At 72.5% G+C, this 16034-nt stretch carries 12 protein-coding genes, 1 tRNA gene, 1 pseudogene and 1 riboswitch; of the genes and pseudogenes, 8 read left to right on the forward strand and 6 right to left on the reverse strand.

All coding sequences use genetic code 11. The annotated features are described in order from the left end of the window. The 3 genes from ACFTZA_RS07885 (at position 1) to ACFTZA_RS07895 (ending at position 2099) form a co-directional block, all read left to right on the forward strand. Positions 1–840: a siderophore-interacting protein gene (locus ACFTZA_RS07885; RefSeq protein WP_378192565.1), complete on the forward strand. Its 840-nt coding sequence runs from the start codon at positions 1–3 to the stop codon at positions 838–840. Between the two features lie 8 nt (positions 841–848). After that, positions 849–1886 carry an iron-siderophore ABC transporter substrate-binding protein gene (locus tag ACFTZA_RS07890; protein ID WP_378192567.1) on the forward strand — a complete coding sequence of 346 codons (1038 nt, stop codon included), beginning with the start codon at positions 849–851 and terminating at the stop codon, positions 1884–1886. A gap of 126 nt (positions 1887–2012) precedes the next feature. Then, positions 2013–2099 (forward strand) — tRNA-Ser (locus ACFTZA_RS07895). Positions 2100–2406: 307 nt separating this feature from the next. Here the strand turns inward: ACFTZA_RS07895 and ACFTZA_RS07900 are convergent. Beyond that, positions 2407–6759, reverse strand: coding sequence for a sacsin N-terminal ATP-binding-like domain-containing protein (locus ACFTZA_RS07900; RefSeq protein WP_378192570.1), 4353 nt, complete (start codon positions 6757–6759; stop codon positions 2407–2409). A gap of 188 nt (positions 6760–6947) precedes the next feature. On the opposite strand from ACFTZA_RS07900, the pseudogene ACFTZA_RS07905 reads away from it, so the two are divergent. The 3 genes and pseudogenes from ACFTZA_RS07905 to ACFTZA_RS07915 form a co-directional block, all read left to right on the forward strand. Beyond that, positions 6948–7493: pseudogene (locus tag ACFTZA_RS07905) on the forward strand (ATP-binding cassette domain-containing protein); the annotation flags it as partial. Between the two features lie 206 nt (positions 7494–7699). After that, the gene (locus ACFTZA_RS07910; protein ID WP_378192572.1) at positions 7700–9406 is read left to right on the forward strand and encodes a glycosyl hydrolase family 18 protein; all 1707 of its coding nucleotides are present in this window, start codon (positions 7700–7702) and stop codon (positions 9404–9406) included. A 48-nt stretch (positions 9407–9454) separates the two neighbouring features. Next, positions 9455–9925, forward strand: a complete 471-nt coding sequence (locus ACFTZA_RS07915) for an NUDIX domain-containing protein (protein ID WP_378192575.1) — start codon at positions 9455–9457, stop codon at positions 9923–9925. A 62-nt stretch (positions 9926–9987) separates the two neighbouring features. On the opposite strand, the gene ACFTZA_RS07920 is transcribed toward ACFTZA_RS07915, so the two are convergent. The 3 genes from ACFTZA_RS07920 to ACFTZA_RS07930 form a co-directional block, all read right to left on the reverse strand. Continuing rightward, a complete protein-coding gene (locus ACFTZA_RS07920; RefSeq protein ID WP_378192577.1) occupies positions 9988–10122 on the reverse strand; it encodes a hypothetical protein in 135 nt (44 codons plus the stop codon). A 251-nt stretch (positions 10123–10373) separates the two neighbouring features. Further along, positions 10374–11606, reverse strand: a complete 1233-nt coding sequence (locus ACFTZA_RS07925; protein WP_378192579.1) for an acetyl-CoA C-acyltransferase — start codon at positions 11604–11606, stop codon at positions 10374–10376. A gap of 46 nt (positions 11607–11652) precedes the next feature. Further along, on the reverse strand, positions 11653–12894 hold the full coding sequence (locus ACFTZA_RS07930) for an acyl-CoA dehydrogenase family protein (RefSeq protein WP_378192582.1): 1242 nt from the start codon (positions 12892–12894) through the stop codon (positions 11653–11655). Between the two features lie 128 nt (positions 12895–13022). Here ACFTZA_RS07930 and ACFTZA_RS07935 point away from each other — a divergent pair, with 128 nt between their 5' ends. Beyond that, entirely contained in the window at positions 13023–13682 is a 660-nt protein-coding gene (locus ACFTZA_RS07935) for a hypothetical protein (RefSeq protein WP_378192584.1), read from the forward strand. A 4-nt stretch (positions 13683–13686) separates the two neighbouring features. Here ACFTZA_RS07935 and pnuC read toward each other — a convergent pair whose 3' ends face one another. Then, on the reverse strand, positions 13687–14388 hold the full coding sequence (pnuC, locus tag ACFTZA_RS07940; RefSeq protein WP_378192586.1) for a nicotinamide riboside transporter PnuC: 702 nt from the start codon (positions 14386–14388) through the stop codon (positions 13687–13689). A 172-nt stretch (positions 14389–14560) separates the two neighbouring features. After that, a riboswitch (FMN riboswitch) is annotated at positions 14561–14687 on the reverse strand. Between the two features lie 58 nt (positions 14688–14745). Continuing rightward, positions 14746–15513 carry a TetR family transcriptional regulator gene (locus ACFTZA_RS07945; protein WP_378192588.1) on the reverse strand — a complete coding sequence of 256 codons (768 nt, stop codon included), beginning with the start codon at positions 15511–15513 and terminating at the stop codon, positions 14746–14748. A 64-nt stretch (positions 15514–15577) separates the two neighbouring features. On the opposite strand from ACFTZA_RS07945, the gene ACFTZA_RS07950 reads away from it, so the two are divergent. Then, entirely contained in the window at positions 15578–16033 is a 456-nt protein-coding gene (locus ACFTZA_RS07950; RefSeq protein ID WP_378192590.1) for an MOSC domain-containing protein, read from the forward strand. Position 16034 lies beyond the last annotated feature (1 nt).

The raw sequence follows: 16034 nt of genomic DNA on the forward strand, positions 1-16034 counted from the left end.
ATGTCGACCCCCACCACGCAGGCGCCCCGCCGCACGCGCCCGCAGACCGTCCTCGAGATCCTGGAGACCTCGTGGATCACGCCGCACATGGTGCGCGTCGTCGCGGGCGGCCCGGGCTTCGCCGCGTTCACGAACAACCCGTGCACCGACAAGTACGTGAAGATCTTCTTCGCCAAGCCGGAGCTCGGGCTCGAGCCCCCGTACGACGTCGCCGCGCTGCGAGAGACGCTCGCGCCCGAGGACCTGCCCGTCACGCGCACGTACACCGTGCGGCACGTCGACGAGGCCGCGCAGCGCCTCGCGATCGACTTCGTCGTGCACGGCGACGAGGGCATCGCCGGCCCGTGGGCCGCGACCGCGCGCCCCGGCGACCGCATCGTCTTCGCCGGTCCGGGCGGCATGTACACGCCCGACCCGACGGCGGACTGGCACCTGCTCGCCGGCGACGACTCGGCCCTGCCGGCGATCGCCGCCGCGCTCGAGGCGATGCCGCGCGACGCCGTCGGGACGGCCGTGATCGAGGTCGGCAGCGGGGAGGACGTCCAGCGGCTCGACGCCCCGGCGGGCGTCGACGTGCGGTGGCTGTTCCGCGGTGACGCACCGGCCGGCACGACGACGCTGCTGCCTGACGCCGTGCTGGCGCTGCCGTGGCGCGAGGGGCGCGTGTGCGTCTTCGCGCACGGCGAGCGCGAGGCCATGAAGGCCCTGCGCCGTGTCTTCGCCGCACGCGGCGTGCCGCGGGATGACCTGTCGTTGTCCGGGTACTGGGCGTACGGACGCGCCGAGGACCGGTTCCAGGCCGAGAAGCGCGAGCCCATCGGTCAGATCTTCGAGGACTGAGAGAGAACATGAACGCACTGACCCACCGCGGCGCCGCCGCGACCCGTCGCGCCGCCGTCGCCGGTGCCGCCGCCGTGGCGCTGCTCGCGCTCGCGGCCTGCTCCAGCGACTCGGGTGACGACACCGGGGGCGGCGACGCCTCGCCGTCGGGCACGGAGAGCGAGGCCTCCGCGTTCCCCGTGACGATCGACACCGCCTTCGGCGAGGTGGAGATCCCCGAGGAGCCGACGCGCGTCGTCGCGCTCGGCTGGGGCGACGCGGAGACGGCGCTCGCGCTCGGCGTCGAGCCCGTCGGGGCGAGCGACTGGCTCGCGTTCGGCGGCGACGGCGTGGGGCCGTGGCTCGAGGACGCGTACAGCGAGTCGCCGGAGATCATCGAGACGCTCGAGCCGTCGTACGAGCAGATCGCGGTGCTCGAGCCCGACGTCATCCTCGACGTGAAGTCGTCGGGCGACCCGGAGCGGTACGAGCGGCTGTCGGAGATCGCGCCGACCGTCGGCGTCCCCGAGGGCGGCGAGGCCTACCTCACGCCCATGGAGGACCAGGTCGACATGATCGCCGCCGCGCTCGGGCGCAGCGACGCCGGCGAAGAGCTGCTCGCCGAGGTCGACGACGCGTTCGCGGCCGTCCGCGAGGAGAACCCCGACTTCGAGGGCAAGACCGCCGTCATCGGTTCGTACTGGGCCGAGGGCTTCGGCGCTTACGTGTCGACGTCGGCCCGCGGCGAGTTCATGCAGAGCCTCGGGTTCGTCACCAAGCCCGAGATCGACGAGGCCGCAGGGGAGGAGTTCTCCGTCAACCTCGGCACCGAGAACCTCGACCTGCTCGACGCCGACCTCACCGTCATCCAGCCCATCGGCTTCACCGCCGCCGAGGTCGAGGAGCAGCCGCTGTTCCAGGCCGTCCCGTCCGTCGCCGACGGCCGGTACGTGGTGTTCGACGACGAGGACCTGTCCAACGCGTTCTCGCTCGGCACCCCGACCGCGGTGATCTACGCGATCGACAACGTCGTCCCGCTGTTCGCCGAGGCGCTCGGCGGTCAGTGAGTCGTGGGGGGGGGGGGGGGGGCGCGGGGGGGGGCCCCCCCCCCCCACGGTGAGCCGCACCAGGACGCCGATTCGGTGTCTCGAGGTCGGAGCAGGTATCCTGCTTCGGCCGGGTTCACCGGCAGAGGTAGCGTGTCCGAGCGGCCTAAGGAGCACGCCTCGAAAGCGTGTGTGGGTGAAAGTCCACCGTGGGTTCAAATCCCACCGCTACCGCTCACCGAAGGGCCCCGCCCGCAGCCTCCTGCGGATCCGGGGCCTTTCGTCATCCCCAGGTCATCCCAGAGGCACCGCATCGACGGCGCAGCAGACCCGAGGAAGCCGGTAGAGCTCCGCGTCAGGGGTCGCCAAGGGCCATCCCGCAAAGACGCCACAGGCACCCCCGACGCGGAGCGAAGCATGCCGAACGCCGACCACCAGCCGTATGTCGAGCAGATCCGCCACACCTTGCGGTCTCAAGCGACCAAGCCCCGCGCGCGTGGCCTTATCGGGTCAGCCTCGGGGCTGGTGCACCCTCATAGCGTCAGCCTCCGTCGGCTGACACCCCCAGGCTCTCGTGCCCGAACCGCATTCGAGCCTTGGACACGTCCAAGGTGGCGCGTCCGGCGCGCACCAGCGCGACGGGGTTCGTGTACCGGGTGATGCGGGGCGCGTAGGACCGCACGTCCGTGACCCTATACACACGGAACTTGTCGCCGTACCGGATGGATTCGGTGAGCTCTGCTGTGGAGATGTCGAACGGCGCGCACGGGTCGGCGCCGGTCGTCGACTTCACCTCGATGAAGATGCTCACCCCGTCGTCGTCGACCGACTGAATATCGTACGGGGCGTATTGCTCGCGGTCCGAACGCCACACCACGGTGTCGTCCGGGTTCAGCCCGAGCGCAGCGACCCGCCGCCGCTCGTATAGGTACACCGCCCGTTCCCCCTGGCGGCCGATTGCTCGCTTGTCCGCCTCGGAGACAGCCGGCTCAGGGGTCCACCCGCCACCGAACCCTCCGCCACCACCGCGGCCGGGTCCGGACGCCGCCGCGGCCGGACCGGGGTCACCGTCCTCGACGACGAACGCGTCCACGTCCAGCTCGGGGAACTCCGCCGTCGCCGCCGCGGGTGAACCATTCCTCGGCGCCGAGCCACCGCCCACTGCGCCCGCGCCCCCGGCGGTCCCACCGCCGCTGCCTGCCGGCTTGGGCGGCGCAGCCGGACCCGGCGGGCTCTGGCCGCCCGCTGGCGCGCCACCGGCCGGCGCACCAGGTTCGGTCTCGGCTGGCACCGCGTCCGGCGCGTGCGGGGCACCCACCGGGACGTCATCCGGCGCTGGCACTTCATCACCCTCATCGGTGTCCGGGACGAGCGGGTCTACGAGGTCCTCGAGCAGGATGTGAGTGCGCCCCAGGGTCTCCGCGGCGGCGCGCACGTCGTCCGTCGTGATCTTCTTCGACGCCAGGAACCGGGCACGGGTCGCGTCGTCGGAGGCGAGTATCTGCCCGAACTGGTCGCCGTAGTTGTCCGCCCGCACGTGCAACGCCAGCTGCGGCCCGAACTCGAACCACGGCTCGTGCCCCGTGGCCCGGTCGACCTCCAGGTACGCCGTCCCGAACATGGCAGCTCCGACCCCCCGGCGTGGGCCGGGCACTACCCGGGACGCGATGTGCGAGACGGCCGCAGCCAGCTCGATCCGCTCCCCCTCGAACTCGTAGGAGAGGATCAGCTCGTTGCAGGGCCGGACGTCCAGACGCTTGATGCGTGGCACGAACGTCTCCTCAGCGGACGCCCGCAGCTTGCGCAGCAGCGCCAGCATCCACGGCGCGGCTCGGTCCACGTGCGCCTGCATAACCTCAATCAGATCCGGCCGGTGCCCAACCTCGATCGGTGTCACCTTCACGCGCTCGTCCAGCACCACCAGCGACAGGACCCGCATCAGCGACACGCAGTCCTCGTCCGCGGCCAGCACCGGCCGGCGAGCACCCCATGCCTCCCGCACCATCGGGTCCCGCACGACGAGCGGTTCGGTCACGAACATGTACCGGCCGTCTAGGGTCGCCAGCAGAGGCACCGGGTCTGTCGGCGCTTCATGCAGGCCGACGTGCAGGACGTCGTTCAAGGTCCGCATCGCCCACCGCGCCGCCTTGACCTGGCTGTCGTCCGGCTCAGCCTGGCCTGCTTCGTCGCACAGGTTCCGCAGCAGGTCGAATAGGTCGTCAGCGCTCAGGCGGGCGGCGTCTGCGACGCCGAGCTCGACCATCATCATCTTTTGCGCGTGGCCGGACGTCATGGCGTCCGGCAGCGCCGGCACACGGGAACGGACGTGGGTCGGAGTGGACGGCGCCACCCGCCATGCCTGCCATGGCATCACGAGCTCGACGGCGTCACCACGGCGGGCGGGCACCCATGCGTTGGTGGTTAGCGCGTACTGCAGCAGCGAAGGAGCGGTGCGTGCGTCACCGGTGTGGTTGCCGTGCACGCAGCGGAACGTCGCCTTCATGGCTGGCTCGTACACAGTCGTCCAGTGCGTTGCGAGCGCTGACCACAGCAGCCGAAGCCGGCCCGGGTCGCTGGCCGCCACGAGCTCGGTGAACCTGTCCAGTCGGTGCGATATTTGCAGCTGCTGCGACTGGGGATGATCGGCCCGGCACACCTTCGCGACTTTGACGTCGTCGTCCTGCCACCACTGCGCCCACAGCGAGTCGCTCTTGTGTGGGTGGCCCTGCCAGATCGTGTACGTCAGGTACTCACGGGTGTTCTCCGCCTCGACGGTCAGCACGCGTGGGCAGTCAGCTACTCCGCAGAACGACCACAGCTCACGTTCCTGGTCGCGCTGGGCAGGGTCGTCTGGTGCAGGAACGTCGAGGAACTCGACTTGCCCGAACGGGCCGTAGATGCCTTCCAGGCGGGTGTTCGCGGTCCAATCCCCGGCGAAGTACACCTGCGCGGCCGGGACGAGCCTGCGCGCGCTCCCCCCCGCGTCACGTGCGGGGACCAGGACGTCTCGTACCACGTCACGGATCTCCCGGTCACCGGCGCTGGTGCGTCGCGTCCGGACGTACGCACGCAACGCGTTCAGCGCGAGCCGGCGGTTGTCCCTGTCCGCGCCTGGGTCGGTCAGGATCGGTACGACGTAGTCCGGGATGATGTCGCGCCAGTCAAACCGGCCGACACCGGCCGACTCCAGCAGGTCGGTCAGCCCGGCGACATTGTCCGGCAGGACCGCGATCGGCAGCGGCAGCTCGACCGCGACGTCGTCGTTCGTGCGGGGGAAGAAGACCTTTGATGACGGCGTGACGACCCGCCCGTCCTGGGTTCGAACGCACGCGATTATCGACAGCGCCTTCGCGTACGTGCTCCGCGCTAGCCCGGCGTCCCAAGCGACCAGGTGCTGGTAGTACGCGTGAGCGCTCTCAGTGCCCGGTGGGCGCAGCAGCGCGAGGGTGGCGTCCAGGCTCAGCGTGCCGGCGCCCAGCGTCACCAGGGCGGAGCGCACCGCCGCGTCAGCCTCGACGCGCGCGGCCGCCAGGGTGGGGCATGCGCTGGTGTCGGACAGCGCGTGCAAGACCCGCACGTCCGGGCACTTGGGGAACAACAGGTGCGCTGCACGGGGGCTGACCAGGGAGCCGTTCACGGTGGCGACAAATTCGACGTACGGCAGCGCCGCCATCAGCTTCTCATGCAGCCCGGCGCCGGCCCCGGTCGGCGCCCCGCGTGGGGCAAGGACCGCGGCGGCGACGGACGGGTCCCCGAACCGGGTCGCGAGGTCCGGTGCCACCCCGGTGCAGATGAGGTCGACCATCGCTGCCGTCATGAACTCGTTGTACGGGGTGGCGTCCGGCGTGCCGGACAGCTGGCGGCGGTCCAGGTGCAGCGCCCAATCGGCGTGCGTGATGAACGAGAACCCTGTCTTCTCCTCGGTCGGGAAGTAGACGTGCATCGAGTACAGCGCCCCGGTTGAGGGGCCCCCGTCCTCCCCGAGCGGCAGTGCGACTGCGGCGGTGACGGTCTCGACCTCCTGCCAACCGTCCATCGGAGCGACCAGCTCACGTGCGACAGGCAGCTGCCGGGCGTATACCAGCCATTCCGTCAGGTCGTCGCCGACCTGCATCAGAACGCGCTGGACACCGTCGGTGTCCTGCCGGGCTACCTCGGCGATGAAGTCGCGGTCGGTCCCGGACACCTCAAGGCGGTCCAGCGACCCGAGGAACAGCATCAGCTGGGGCTCGACGTTGTCGCGCAGCTGCGCCTCGACATGTGAGCGGTCGACCCCGGTGCGCAGCGGCAACCGCATCACGGTCGTGTACCCGCCCGCGAGCAGCTGGTCGACCAGCGCGACGTCCGCGCCGAGGTCGTTCTCGCTCAGCGTGAACGGGAACGCGTACGTGGGCAGCTTCTGATCGGCGGGCAGCCCACCAGTGAGTGCTGCGACCTGCTCGAACACGCGGTTCTCGTCGAAGCCGAACCGGACGGCAGCGGTGATGACCTGCGGCCGGTCGGTGATCTCCCCAACGGACCGGAAGCCTAAACCCTTGTACCCGATGGACTTCGTCGGGCTCTTCGTGGAGCGCCCGAGCCGGCAGATCGACCGGATCGCGTCCGGGCTGAACCCGATGCCGTTGTCCGCCACCAGCAGCGCCTGGTCGGACAGGTGGAAGCGCACATGCCCCGGGTGATCGGTGTCCGCGGCCGCGTCGGCCGCGTTCTGCAGCAGTTCAAACGGGTACCGGCCGGTGTACTGGTTGCGGACCAGCAGGTGCCCGGTGCCACGCTCGTCGAGCGACTTCAGTTGGTGCTCGCGCCTGCCTGCTCGCACGTCCGCGACGATGGACGCGAGCTCGACCCGGGTGAGCTCCGCGACGACGTCAGCGGCGACGAGAGTCTCGGTCACGTCGCCTCCTCGTCGCAATGTGCCTCATAGGTACCACGGGGCACCGACGCATCGGCAGCCCCTGCGCGGGTGAAGTGCCGGGGCGCCACGCAGCCGCAGGAACCTGCAGCGGCTCGACTCGAAGGGACCATCCTTGTGCCAAGCAATAGAAAGGAAGCCCGCATCTGCCGCGTCGTCGCCAGATGGCGTTCCGTCGCCGCATCCAGCCGGTGTTCCAGAACCCCTACGGCTCGCTCGACCCGCAGTTCTCCGTCTACCGGACGCTCGAGGAGCCGCTGCGCCTGCACAAGGTGGGGAACCGCCGGTCGCGCGAGGCGCGCGTCCGGGAGCTGCTCGACATGGTCGCCCTCCCGCAGTCCGCCATGCGGCGGTTCCCCAACCAGCTGTCCGGAGGGCAGCGGCAGCGGATCGCGATCGCCCGGGCGCTCGCCCTCCAGCCCGAGGTGATCGTCCTCGACGAGGCCGTCTCCGCCCTGGACGTGCTCGTCCAGGCGCAGATCCTCGAGCTGCTGGCCGAGCTGCAGCGCGAGCTGGGGCTGGCCTACCTGTTCATCACGCACGACCTCGCGGTGGTGCGGCAGATCGCGGACTCCGTGGTGGTGATGAGGTCGGGGAAGGTCGTCGAGCACGCACCGACCGACGAGGTCTTCGACCACCCGCGGGAGGAGTGCACGCGCGACCTGCTCGCCGCGATCCCTGGCGCCGGCCTCGTGATGAGCGAGTCGGTCGCCTGAGGCGCGGGGTCGGCTCGGCGGCTGGAAACGAGGCCGACACCGAGTCGTGACGCGATGGTTTCGTTCGGACCCTGGCGTAACAGCCGACGGCCTGGCTAGTGTGCAGGAGTCCGAACAAATCGCCCTGGCGGGCCAGGAAGAGCAACGAGGCCTTCATGTCGCACCGACCGTCCCCACCGCACGCCGGCTCCCGATCCACGCACCTCTTGGACTCCCACACACCGCGCCGAGCCCGCGGGCGGGCCGCCGGCGCAGCGTTCGTCGCCGCCGGTGTCCTCGCTGCGGGCCTCCTGGCGACGCCGGCCGCCGCCGCACCGCTCGCGTCCGCACGCCCCGCCGCGGCGGCCGACGGCCCTGCCGACATCAACGGCTACCGCAGCGTCGGCTACGTCATGGCCGAGTCCCGCGTGACGCGCGACTTCCACGTCGTCGACCTCGTCCGCACGGGCGCGATCGAGGACCTCACCCACATCAACTACGCGTTCGGGAACGTCACGACGGACCTCGTGTGCGACATCGCCGACGTGCCCGGCGAGGGCGACCCGCTCAACGACTTCGTCGCGGAGGTCGCCGCGGCCGACTCCGTGGACGGCGTGGCGGACCGCCCCGGCCAGGCGCTCGCGGGCAACTTCAACCAGCTCCGCAAGCTCAAAGCGCTCAGCCCCGACACGAAGATCCTCATCTCGCTCGGCGGCTGGACCTGGTCCGACCACTTCTCCGAGGCGGCCTCGACGCCGGAGGGGCGCACCGCGCTCGTCGACTCGTGCCTCGACCTGTACATCCGGGGCGACCTCCCGGTGGTCGACGGCAAGGGCGGACCCGGCGCGGCGGCCGGCATCTTCGACGGCATCGACATCGACTGGGAGTGGCCCGTCACCGGCGGGGAGACGGCGAACGCGCGCCCCGAGGACAAGGAGAACTTCCTGCTCCTCATGGAGGAGTTCCGCGCCGAGCTCGACGCGCTCGGCGCCGAGACGGGCGAGGACTACCTGCTGACGGCGTTCGCCCCGGCGGGCGGCTGGAACGCCGGCGAGGGCGGCTGGCTCGACCCGCGCCTGTTCGCCGTCGTCGACTTCCTCAACGTCCAGGGCTACGACTTCCACGGCGGGTGGGTGCCGAACCAGACGGGGCACCAGGGCAACCTCCACCCGGACGGGACGAACAACTGGGGCCTCGGGCTCGACGGCGCGCTGGCGATGTACACGGCCGCCGGCGCCGACCCGAGCCAGCTCAACGCGGGTCTCGCGGCGTACGGTCACGGCTGGTACGGCGTCGACGACGGCTCGCAGGGCTGGCAGCCGGCGGCCGGCTACGTCGGCACGCGGACGTACGCACAGCTCCAGGCGCAGGACGGCGAGCGGTTCTTCGACCCGGAGATCGGCGCCTCCTGGCTGTACGACGGCGACGAGTGGTGGAGCTACGACGACCCGGCGTCCGTCACGGCCAAGGCGGAGTTCGTCGCGACGCAGGGCTACGGCGGCGCCATGTGGTGGGACCTGTCGGGCGACCACCGCAACGAGCTCGGCGACGCGCTCGGTTCGACGCTGCGGGCGGCGACGCCCGGGCCGGGCGTGGCGGCCGAGTGCGCCGTGCCCTGGTACGGCACGGGCGTCTACACGGGCGGCGAGGTCGTCTCGCACGAGGGCGTCGAGTACCGCGCGGCGTGGTGGACGCGGAACCAGCAGCCGGGTGCGGACCCCTGGGGCCCGTGGCGCGAGGTCGGGCCCTGCGGCACCGCGCCCGCGGTCGAGGTCGCGGAGTGCGCCCCCGCGTGGTCGCGCGAGACCGTGTACACCGGCGGGCAGACCGTCTCGCGCGCTGGCGTGAACTACCGCGCCCAGTGGTGGACGACGGGCGAGCTGCCGGGCTCCGTCACCTGGGGACCGTGGGACCCGGTCGGGCTCTGCGCTTGATCTGACGCACGCCGCGCCGCCGACACACCGGGTGTGTAAGAAGGGGGCATGAAGCAGTCGGCCGGTCTGGTGCTCCACCGCGTGCGCGACGGCGTCCTCGAGGTGCTGATCGGACACATGGGAGGGCCCCTCTGGGCCCGCAAGGACGCGGGGGCGTGGACGATCCCCAAGGGCGAGATCGACCCGGACGAGGACCCGCACGCCGCCGCGCTGCGCGAGTTCGCCGAGGAGCTCGGCGTGCCCGCGCCGCGGAGCGACGTCCCGGACCTCGACCTCGGGACGGTGCGCCAGCGCGCCGGCAAGGTCGTCACGGCCTGGGCGCGCCAGGCGGACCTCGACGTCAGTCGCATCACGAGCAACACGTTCGTCGTCGAGTGGCCGCCGCGGTCGGGGCGGGTGCAGGAGTTCCCCGAGCTCGACCGGGCGCACTGGTTCCCGCTCGCCCGGGCGCGCGGGCTGGTGGTCTCGGGCCAGGTGGCGCTGCTCGACCGCCTCGAGGAGCTGGTGCGCCGGGCGTGACGCCGGCAGGCGCGACGAAGGCCCGGGACCTCCGAGAGGTCCCGGGCCTTCGCGACGGGTGCTCAGCCGAGCAGGAACGGTCCGGCCGCGAAACCGGCCACCAGCCCCACCGCGACGGCGGCGATGGCGGACAGGTGGGAGTGGCGCGCTCGGGCGGTCGCGCGGCGCGCGGTCCCGGCAAGCGTGTCGGTGGTCATGGCGGTCCTCTCGACGTGGTGTTCCAGGAAGAGGGACCACACCTGACGCGATCCGTGACGCGACTCGGGGCGACCATGACGCGATCTGCATCACATGCGTGCTGGCGAACCGCGCCGTACCTGGGTCATCAGCGTGCACGACGGTGCGGGTGCACGCGCGTCGAACCGGGCCGGTGCCCGGGTTTCTCCCGCTTCGTCCAGCGGCTCGCGGGCCGGAGCGGGGTGGATCGGTTCGCGTCGCGCGGATCGCGTCAGTCGCGCACGTGGAGGACGAGCGCGTCGCCCTGGCCGCCGCCCCCGCACAGCGCGGCCGCGCCGACGCCGCCCCCGCGACGCCGCAGCGCGAGCGCGAGGTGCAGCGCGAGCCGCGCCCCGGACGCGCCGACGGGGTGGCCGAGCGCGATCGCGCCGCCGTCCGTGTTGACGACGTCCGCGTCGACGCCGAGGTCGGCGACCGACTGCAGCGCGACGGCGGCGAACGCCTCGTTGATCTCCACGAGGTCGAGGTCCGACGCCGCGAGCCCCTCGCGCTTCAGCGCCGCCTCGATCGCGCGCGCGGGCTGGGAGTGCAGGGAGTTGTCCGGCCCAGCCACCTGGCCGGCAGCGCCGATCTCGGCGAGCCACGGCAGGCCGTTGCGCTTCGCGAAGGCGCGGCTCGCGACGACGACCGCCGCCGCGCCGTCCGACAGCGGCGAGCTCGACCCCGCGGTGATGGTGCCGTCCGCGACGAACGCGGGGCGCAGGCGCTCGAGCGCCTCGAGCGTCGTGTCGGCACGCACGCCCTCGTCGTGCTCGACGACGACCGGCTCGCCCCTGCGCTGCGGCACGCTCACGGGCGCGATCTCCTCGGCGAGCCGACCGGCGTCGCGCGCGGCCGCCGCGCGCTGGTGCGAGCGCAGCGCGTAGGCGTCCTGCTCGGGGCGGCCGATGCCGCGCGTCGCGCACCCGCGGTCCGTGAGCTCGCCCATGACCTCGCCGCTGAACGGGTCGTCGAGGCCGTCGTGCGTGAGCGAGTCCGCCATCGTCACGTCGCCGAACGCGTGGCCCGCGCGCGAACCCAGCACGAGGTGCGGTGCGTTGGTCATGGACTCCTGGCCGCCCGCGACGACGACCGCGGCCTCGCCCGTGCGGACCAGACGCGCGGCGTCGATGACCGCCGTGAGGCCGGACAGGCACAGCTTGTTGATCGTCACGGTCGGCACGTCCCAGCCGATCCCGGCGCGGATCGCGGCCTGCCGCGCCGGGCCCTGCTTCGCCCCGGCCTGGACGACCTGCCCGACGATCACCGTGTCGACCTGGTCGGGGCGCACGCCCGCGGCCGTCAGCGCGCCGCGGATCGCGTGCGCGCCGAGCTCTGCGGCCGACAGGGACGCGAGCGCTCCGCGGAATCGCGTGAACGGCGTGCGGGCGCCGTGCAGCAGGACGGGCGTGACCTCGTCCTCGGCCGTGACGGCGTCGTCGGGCAGGGTGGCGTCGGTGCTCATGGGGGCTCTTCGTCCGGGCGGTGCGGGGCGAGGGGTTGCGGGTGCGTCAGACGAACGCCGAGACGCCCGTGATGTCGCGGCCGACGATGAGCGCCTGCACCGACTCGGTGCCCTCGTACGTGTGGAGCGCCTCGATGTCGGCGAAGTGCCGGGCCACCCGGTTGCCGAGCAGGATGCCGTTGCCGCCGAGCAGGTCGCGCGCGGTCGCCGCGATCTCGCGCGCGCCGCGGGTGCACGTGTACTTCGCGAGGGACGCCTGCGGGCCGGTGAGCGTGCCGGCGTCGTCGAGCCGCGTCATGCGGGCGACGAGGAGCTGGAGCTGCGTGAGCGTCGACAGCATCCGGGTGAGGCGCTCCTGGATCATCTGGTTCGCCGCGAGCGGTCGGCCGAACTGCACGCGCTGCGTCGCGTACGCGACCGCGGTCTCGTAGCAGGCGGTCGCGTGCCCGACGGCGGCCCACGCCACCCCGAGCCGCGTCGCGAACAGCACGCGCGACGTGTCCTTGAACGACCGCGCGCCGGGCAGGGCGTTCTCGGCGGGGACGAAGACGTCGTCGAGCACGACGTGCGCCTGCCAGATCGCGCGCAGCGACACCTTCCCGGTGATCGTGGTGCCGGTGTAGCCGGGGGAGTCCTGCGGGACGACGAAGCCGTGCACCTGCCCGTCCCCGTCCTCGCCGACGAGACGTGCCCACACCACCGTGATGTCGCCCGACGAGCCGTTGCCGATCCACTTCTTCTCGCCGTTCAGCACGTAGCCCTCGACCCCGTCGCGGGTCTCGCGCCGCGCCGTCGTCTCGAGCGAGACCGAGTCGGAGCCGTGCGTCGGCTCGGTGAGCGCGAACGCCCCGATGATGTCGCCGCGCGCCATCGGCTCGGCGTAGCGGGCGCGCTGCTCGTCCGAGCCGAGCATCTGGATGGAGCGGAGCGCGAGGCCGCCCTGCACGCCGCAGATCGTCGCGACCGAGCCGTCGCCGCGCGACATCTCCATCGCCGCGAGGCCCGCACCCAGCGGGCTGATGCGCTCGTGGCCGTCGACGTCGACGCCGTCGCGCAGGAGGTCGAGGTCGCCGAGCCGCTTGACGAGCCCGAGCGGGACTTCGGCGCGCTCCCAGTACTCGTCGATCACCGGCAGCACCTCGTCCTGCACGAACCGGCGCACGCGCTGCTGGTGCGCGCGGTCGGCGTCGGTCGCGTCGGCGAACGCGCCCGCGAAGTCCACGTCGAGCGGCGTGGTGAGGTCGTACGCGGGCTCGGTGACCCCGGGCTTGATCGGCGTGGCGGGCATCGGTGCTCCTGTGCTCGACGGTGGGGCGGCTCGCCGGAGGATCACTCCGCGCGCCCGTTCCCCACCATCGTGCGCCGATACGCCGTATCAGGTCAAGCGAGACGGGGTATCAGCGCTAGGGTCGGCGCATGGTGGCCTGGGACGACGACGCTTCTGCCGGGGAGTGGATCGCCGACCGGCTCGGTGACTTCGGCCCGCGCGTCGACGGCACGGTCCCGCGCGGGTACGCGGTGTACGCGTGCGTACCGCTCCCGGGCGACCACGCCATGGGCGCGTCTCCGGCGGTGACGCAGGCCGAGACGTTGGCGCGGGTCCTCGCGCCGTTCACGGCCGGGATGCCGATCCACCTCGCGCTGTGGACGGGGCACGGCTTCCTCTACGACCACGGCACCGATCCCCGAGCGACGTCAGGCGTGGGCGTGTTCGTCGGCTGGGGACAGGACGAGCCGCGCCCGACGGAGGAGGAGCTCGCCGCCGCCCGTGAGGAGGGCTGGCGACGGGTCGCGCCGACGCTCGTCGAGCGCCCGGCCGCACCGATGCTGCTCCTCCCGCACCGCGAGTACCACCTGTGGACGGGCACGACCGCCGACGTCGCGGCGTTCCGCGACCACGACCAGCCGCCCAACCTGTGGTGGCCGGACGACCGGTCGTGGTTCGTCGGGTCGGAGATCGACGCGTCCGCGACCTACGTCGGCGGGAGCGTCGACGTGGTGGACGCCGTGTGCGCGGAGAAGTCGCTCGGGGCGTACCGCGTCGCGGCGTCGGACCGCATGGTCTTCGACGAGTGAGCCGTCAGACGGCGGCGGGCGCCCCGGCGGCGGCCGCCTCGGCCGTCGCGCGCCGGTTGACGCGCCACCACACGAAGAACCCGACGAGCGTGAAGGCGCCGTAGAACACGTACATGAACGCCGACGCGTAGTAACCGGCGGACACGAGCAGCGGGACGCCCACGACGTCGACGGCGACCCAGACCAGCCAGAACTCGACCCAGCCCTTCGCCATGCCGTACGTGGCGAGCAGCGAGCCCATGAAGATCCACGCGTCCGCCCACACGGGCTCGAACGAGCCCAGCGCGCGGAAGACGGGCGTGAGCACGGCGGTGCCGACCACCAGCGCGAGCACGAGGCCGATCCGCTGACGCGCCGTCGCCCACTGCGGGACCACGGAGACGCCGTGGCTGTCGGCGTCCGCGTCACCCAGCCGCTGCTGCGTGCGACGCCACTGCACCCACCCGTACACGGACACGACGACGAACATGACCTGCCGCCCGGCCTGGCCGAGCAGGTTCACGGGGTTGGGTGTCGCGAACACCGCGCCGAGGAACACCGTGAGCAGCAGCAGGTTGCCGACGATGCCGACGGGCCACGCCCACACCTTGCGTCGCATGCCGCCCAGCGCCGACGCCAGGCCGAACCCGTTGCCGACGATCTCGCGCCACAGCAGGTGCTGGTCGCCGATCGTGAGCTGCGCGTCGAACAGCGCCATCAGGTCCATCGGATGTCCCTCGTCCTTCCCGGGCACGTCGGGTCCGGGGCGAGGGCGGGCGGCGGGCCGTCGCGGCCCGCGGGGACCACCGACGCCGTCGCTCACCACGGCGAGGCCGGTCACCTCGGGTGCGGGCTCGTCGAGTGCTCGACGGACCCGTCCCCTCGGGGACGACCGCGCCGCACGTGCTTCCTCCCATCCGGACTGTCACCGTCGGTCCTGGAGTTCCACCAGGTCAACCGCGCGTAGGGCGCGGGTCGCGGACTGTCACCGCCGGCTCGGAATTGCACCGACCCCGGAGCACGTTCGTGCGTACTGCGTTCTGCAACGGGAGATGGTACCCCCGCATTCCCCGGTCGGCCGGGGTCAGCCGAGGGCGTCGCGCACGGCCCGGGCAACGGCGTCCGCGACGCCGTCGGGGTCAGGGCCCGGCTCGACGACGGTCACGACCACGCGTGCTGCGCCGTCGCGCGCGGCGACGGCGCTCGCGACCTGGGCCGTCGCCGCCTCGCCCTCGGCCGGGCCACGGCCGACCGCGGCCCGGCGCAGCTCGGCGAACGCCTCCTCGAGCTGCGGGCGCAGGTCCTGGACGGGGTCGCGCAGCCAGCGGCGCAGGAGCGCGTTGTGCACGGCGACGACCGACGCGGCGAACGCGATGGACGCGGTCGAGCGACGCTTGTCCGGCGGCAGTGCGTCACGCAGGTACGCGGTGAACGCGCGCTCGTAGCGGTGCGTCGTGACGAGCTCGCGGTCGCGGAGCGCGGGGACCTGCTGCAGGAGGTGCCACCGCGCGATCGACGTCTCGCGCTGGCCGACGTGGTGGTCGAACACGAGCCGCGCCGCGCGGCACACCTCGAGGTACGGGTCGACCGACGGGTCGGGCACGAGGTTCCCCGCGGCGTCGGGCACGGGGCGGGTGGCGGCGAGCATGACGACGACCTCGTCGAGGAGCAGCTCGTGGTCGGCGAAGACCACGTCGTCCTTGGAGCGGAAGCGGCGGAAGAACGTGGCCCGGCTGACCTGCGCGGCGTCGGCGATCTCCTCGACGGTGGTCTGCTCGTACCCCTGGCGCGTGAAGAGCTCGATCGCTGCGTCGACGGCCTGGGCGTGGGTGCGGCTGCGGACGTCGGTCATGCTTGCCGACGGTACACCGGCACGGGTCGTGCGCCCGTCGCGCTCGCCGTGCCAGGGTGGGACGGTGACCGACATCCCGACCGTGCGCTCGCTCCACGTCGCCAAGGCGCGGCGTCTGCCGACGCGGACCGTCCCCGAGGTCGAGGCGGAGGAGGGGCGCGGGCTCGTCGGCGACCGGTACCACGGGTCCAAGCACCGGCACGTGACCGTGCAGACGTCCGCCGCCCTCGCCGCGGCGTCCGAGGTGCTCGGCCTGGAGATCGACCCAGGCCTGACGCGGCGCAACGTCACGCTGACCCACGGGGACCTGCCGACGAAGCCCGGGTCGCTGCTGTGGCTCGGCGACGTCGAGCTGCAGGTGCTGCGCATCGCCGCGCCGTGCCGGCTGCTCGACGACTGGATCGCGCCCGGCGCGATGCGCTCGATGCACAACCGCGGCGGTGTGGTGTGCCGGCTGCTGTCGTCGGGGACGATCCGGGTGGGCGACGCCGCGCGGTGGGCGCCACCGCCGCAGGACTGAC

This window comes from Cellulosimicrobium sp. NPDC057127, assembly GCF_042670945.1.
Classification (GTDB): domain Bacteria; phylum Actinomycetota; class Actinomycetes; order Actinomycetales; family Cellulomonadaceae; genus Cellulosimicrobium.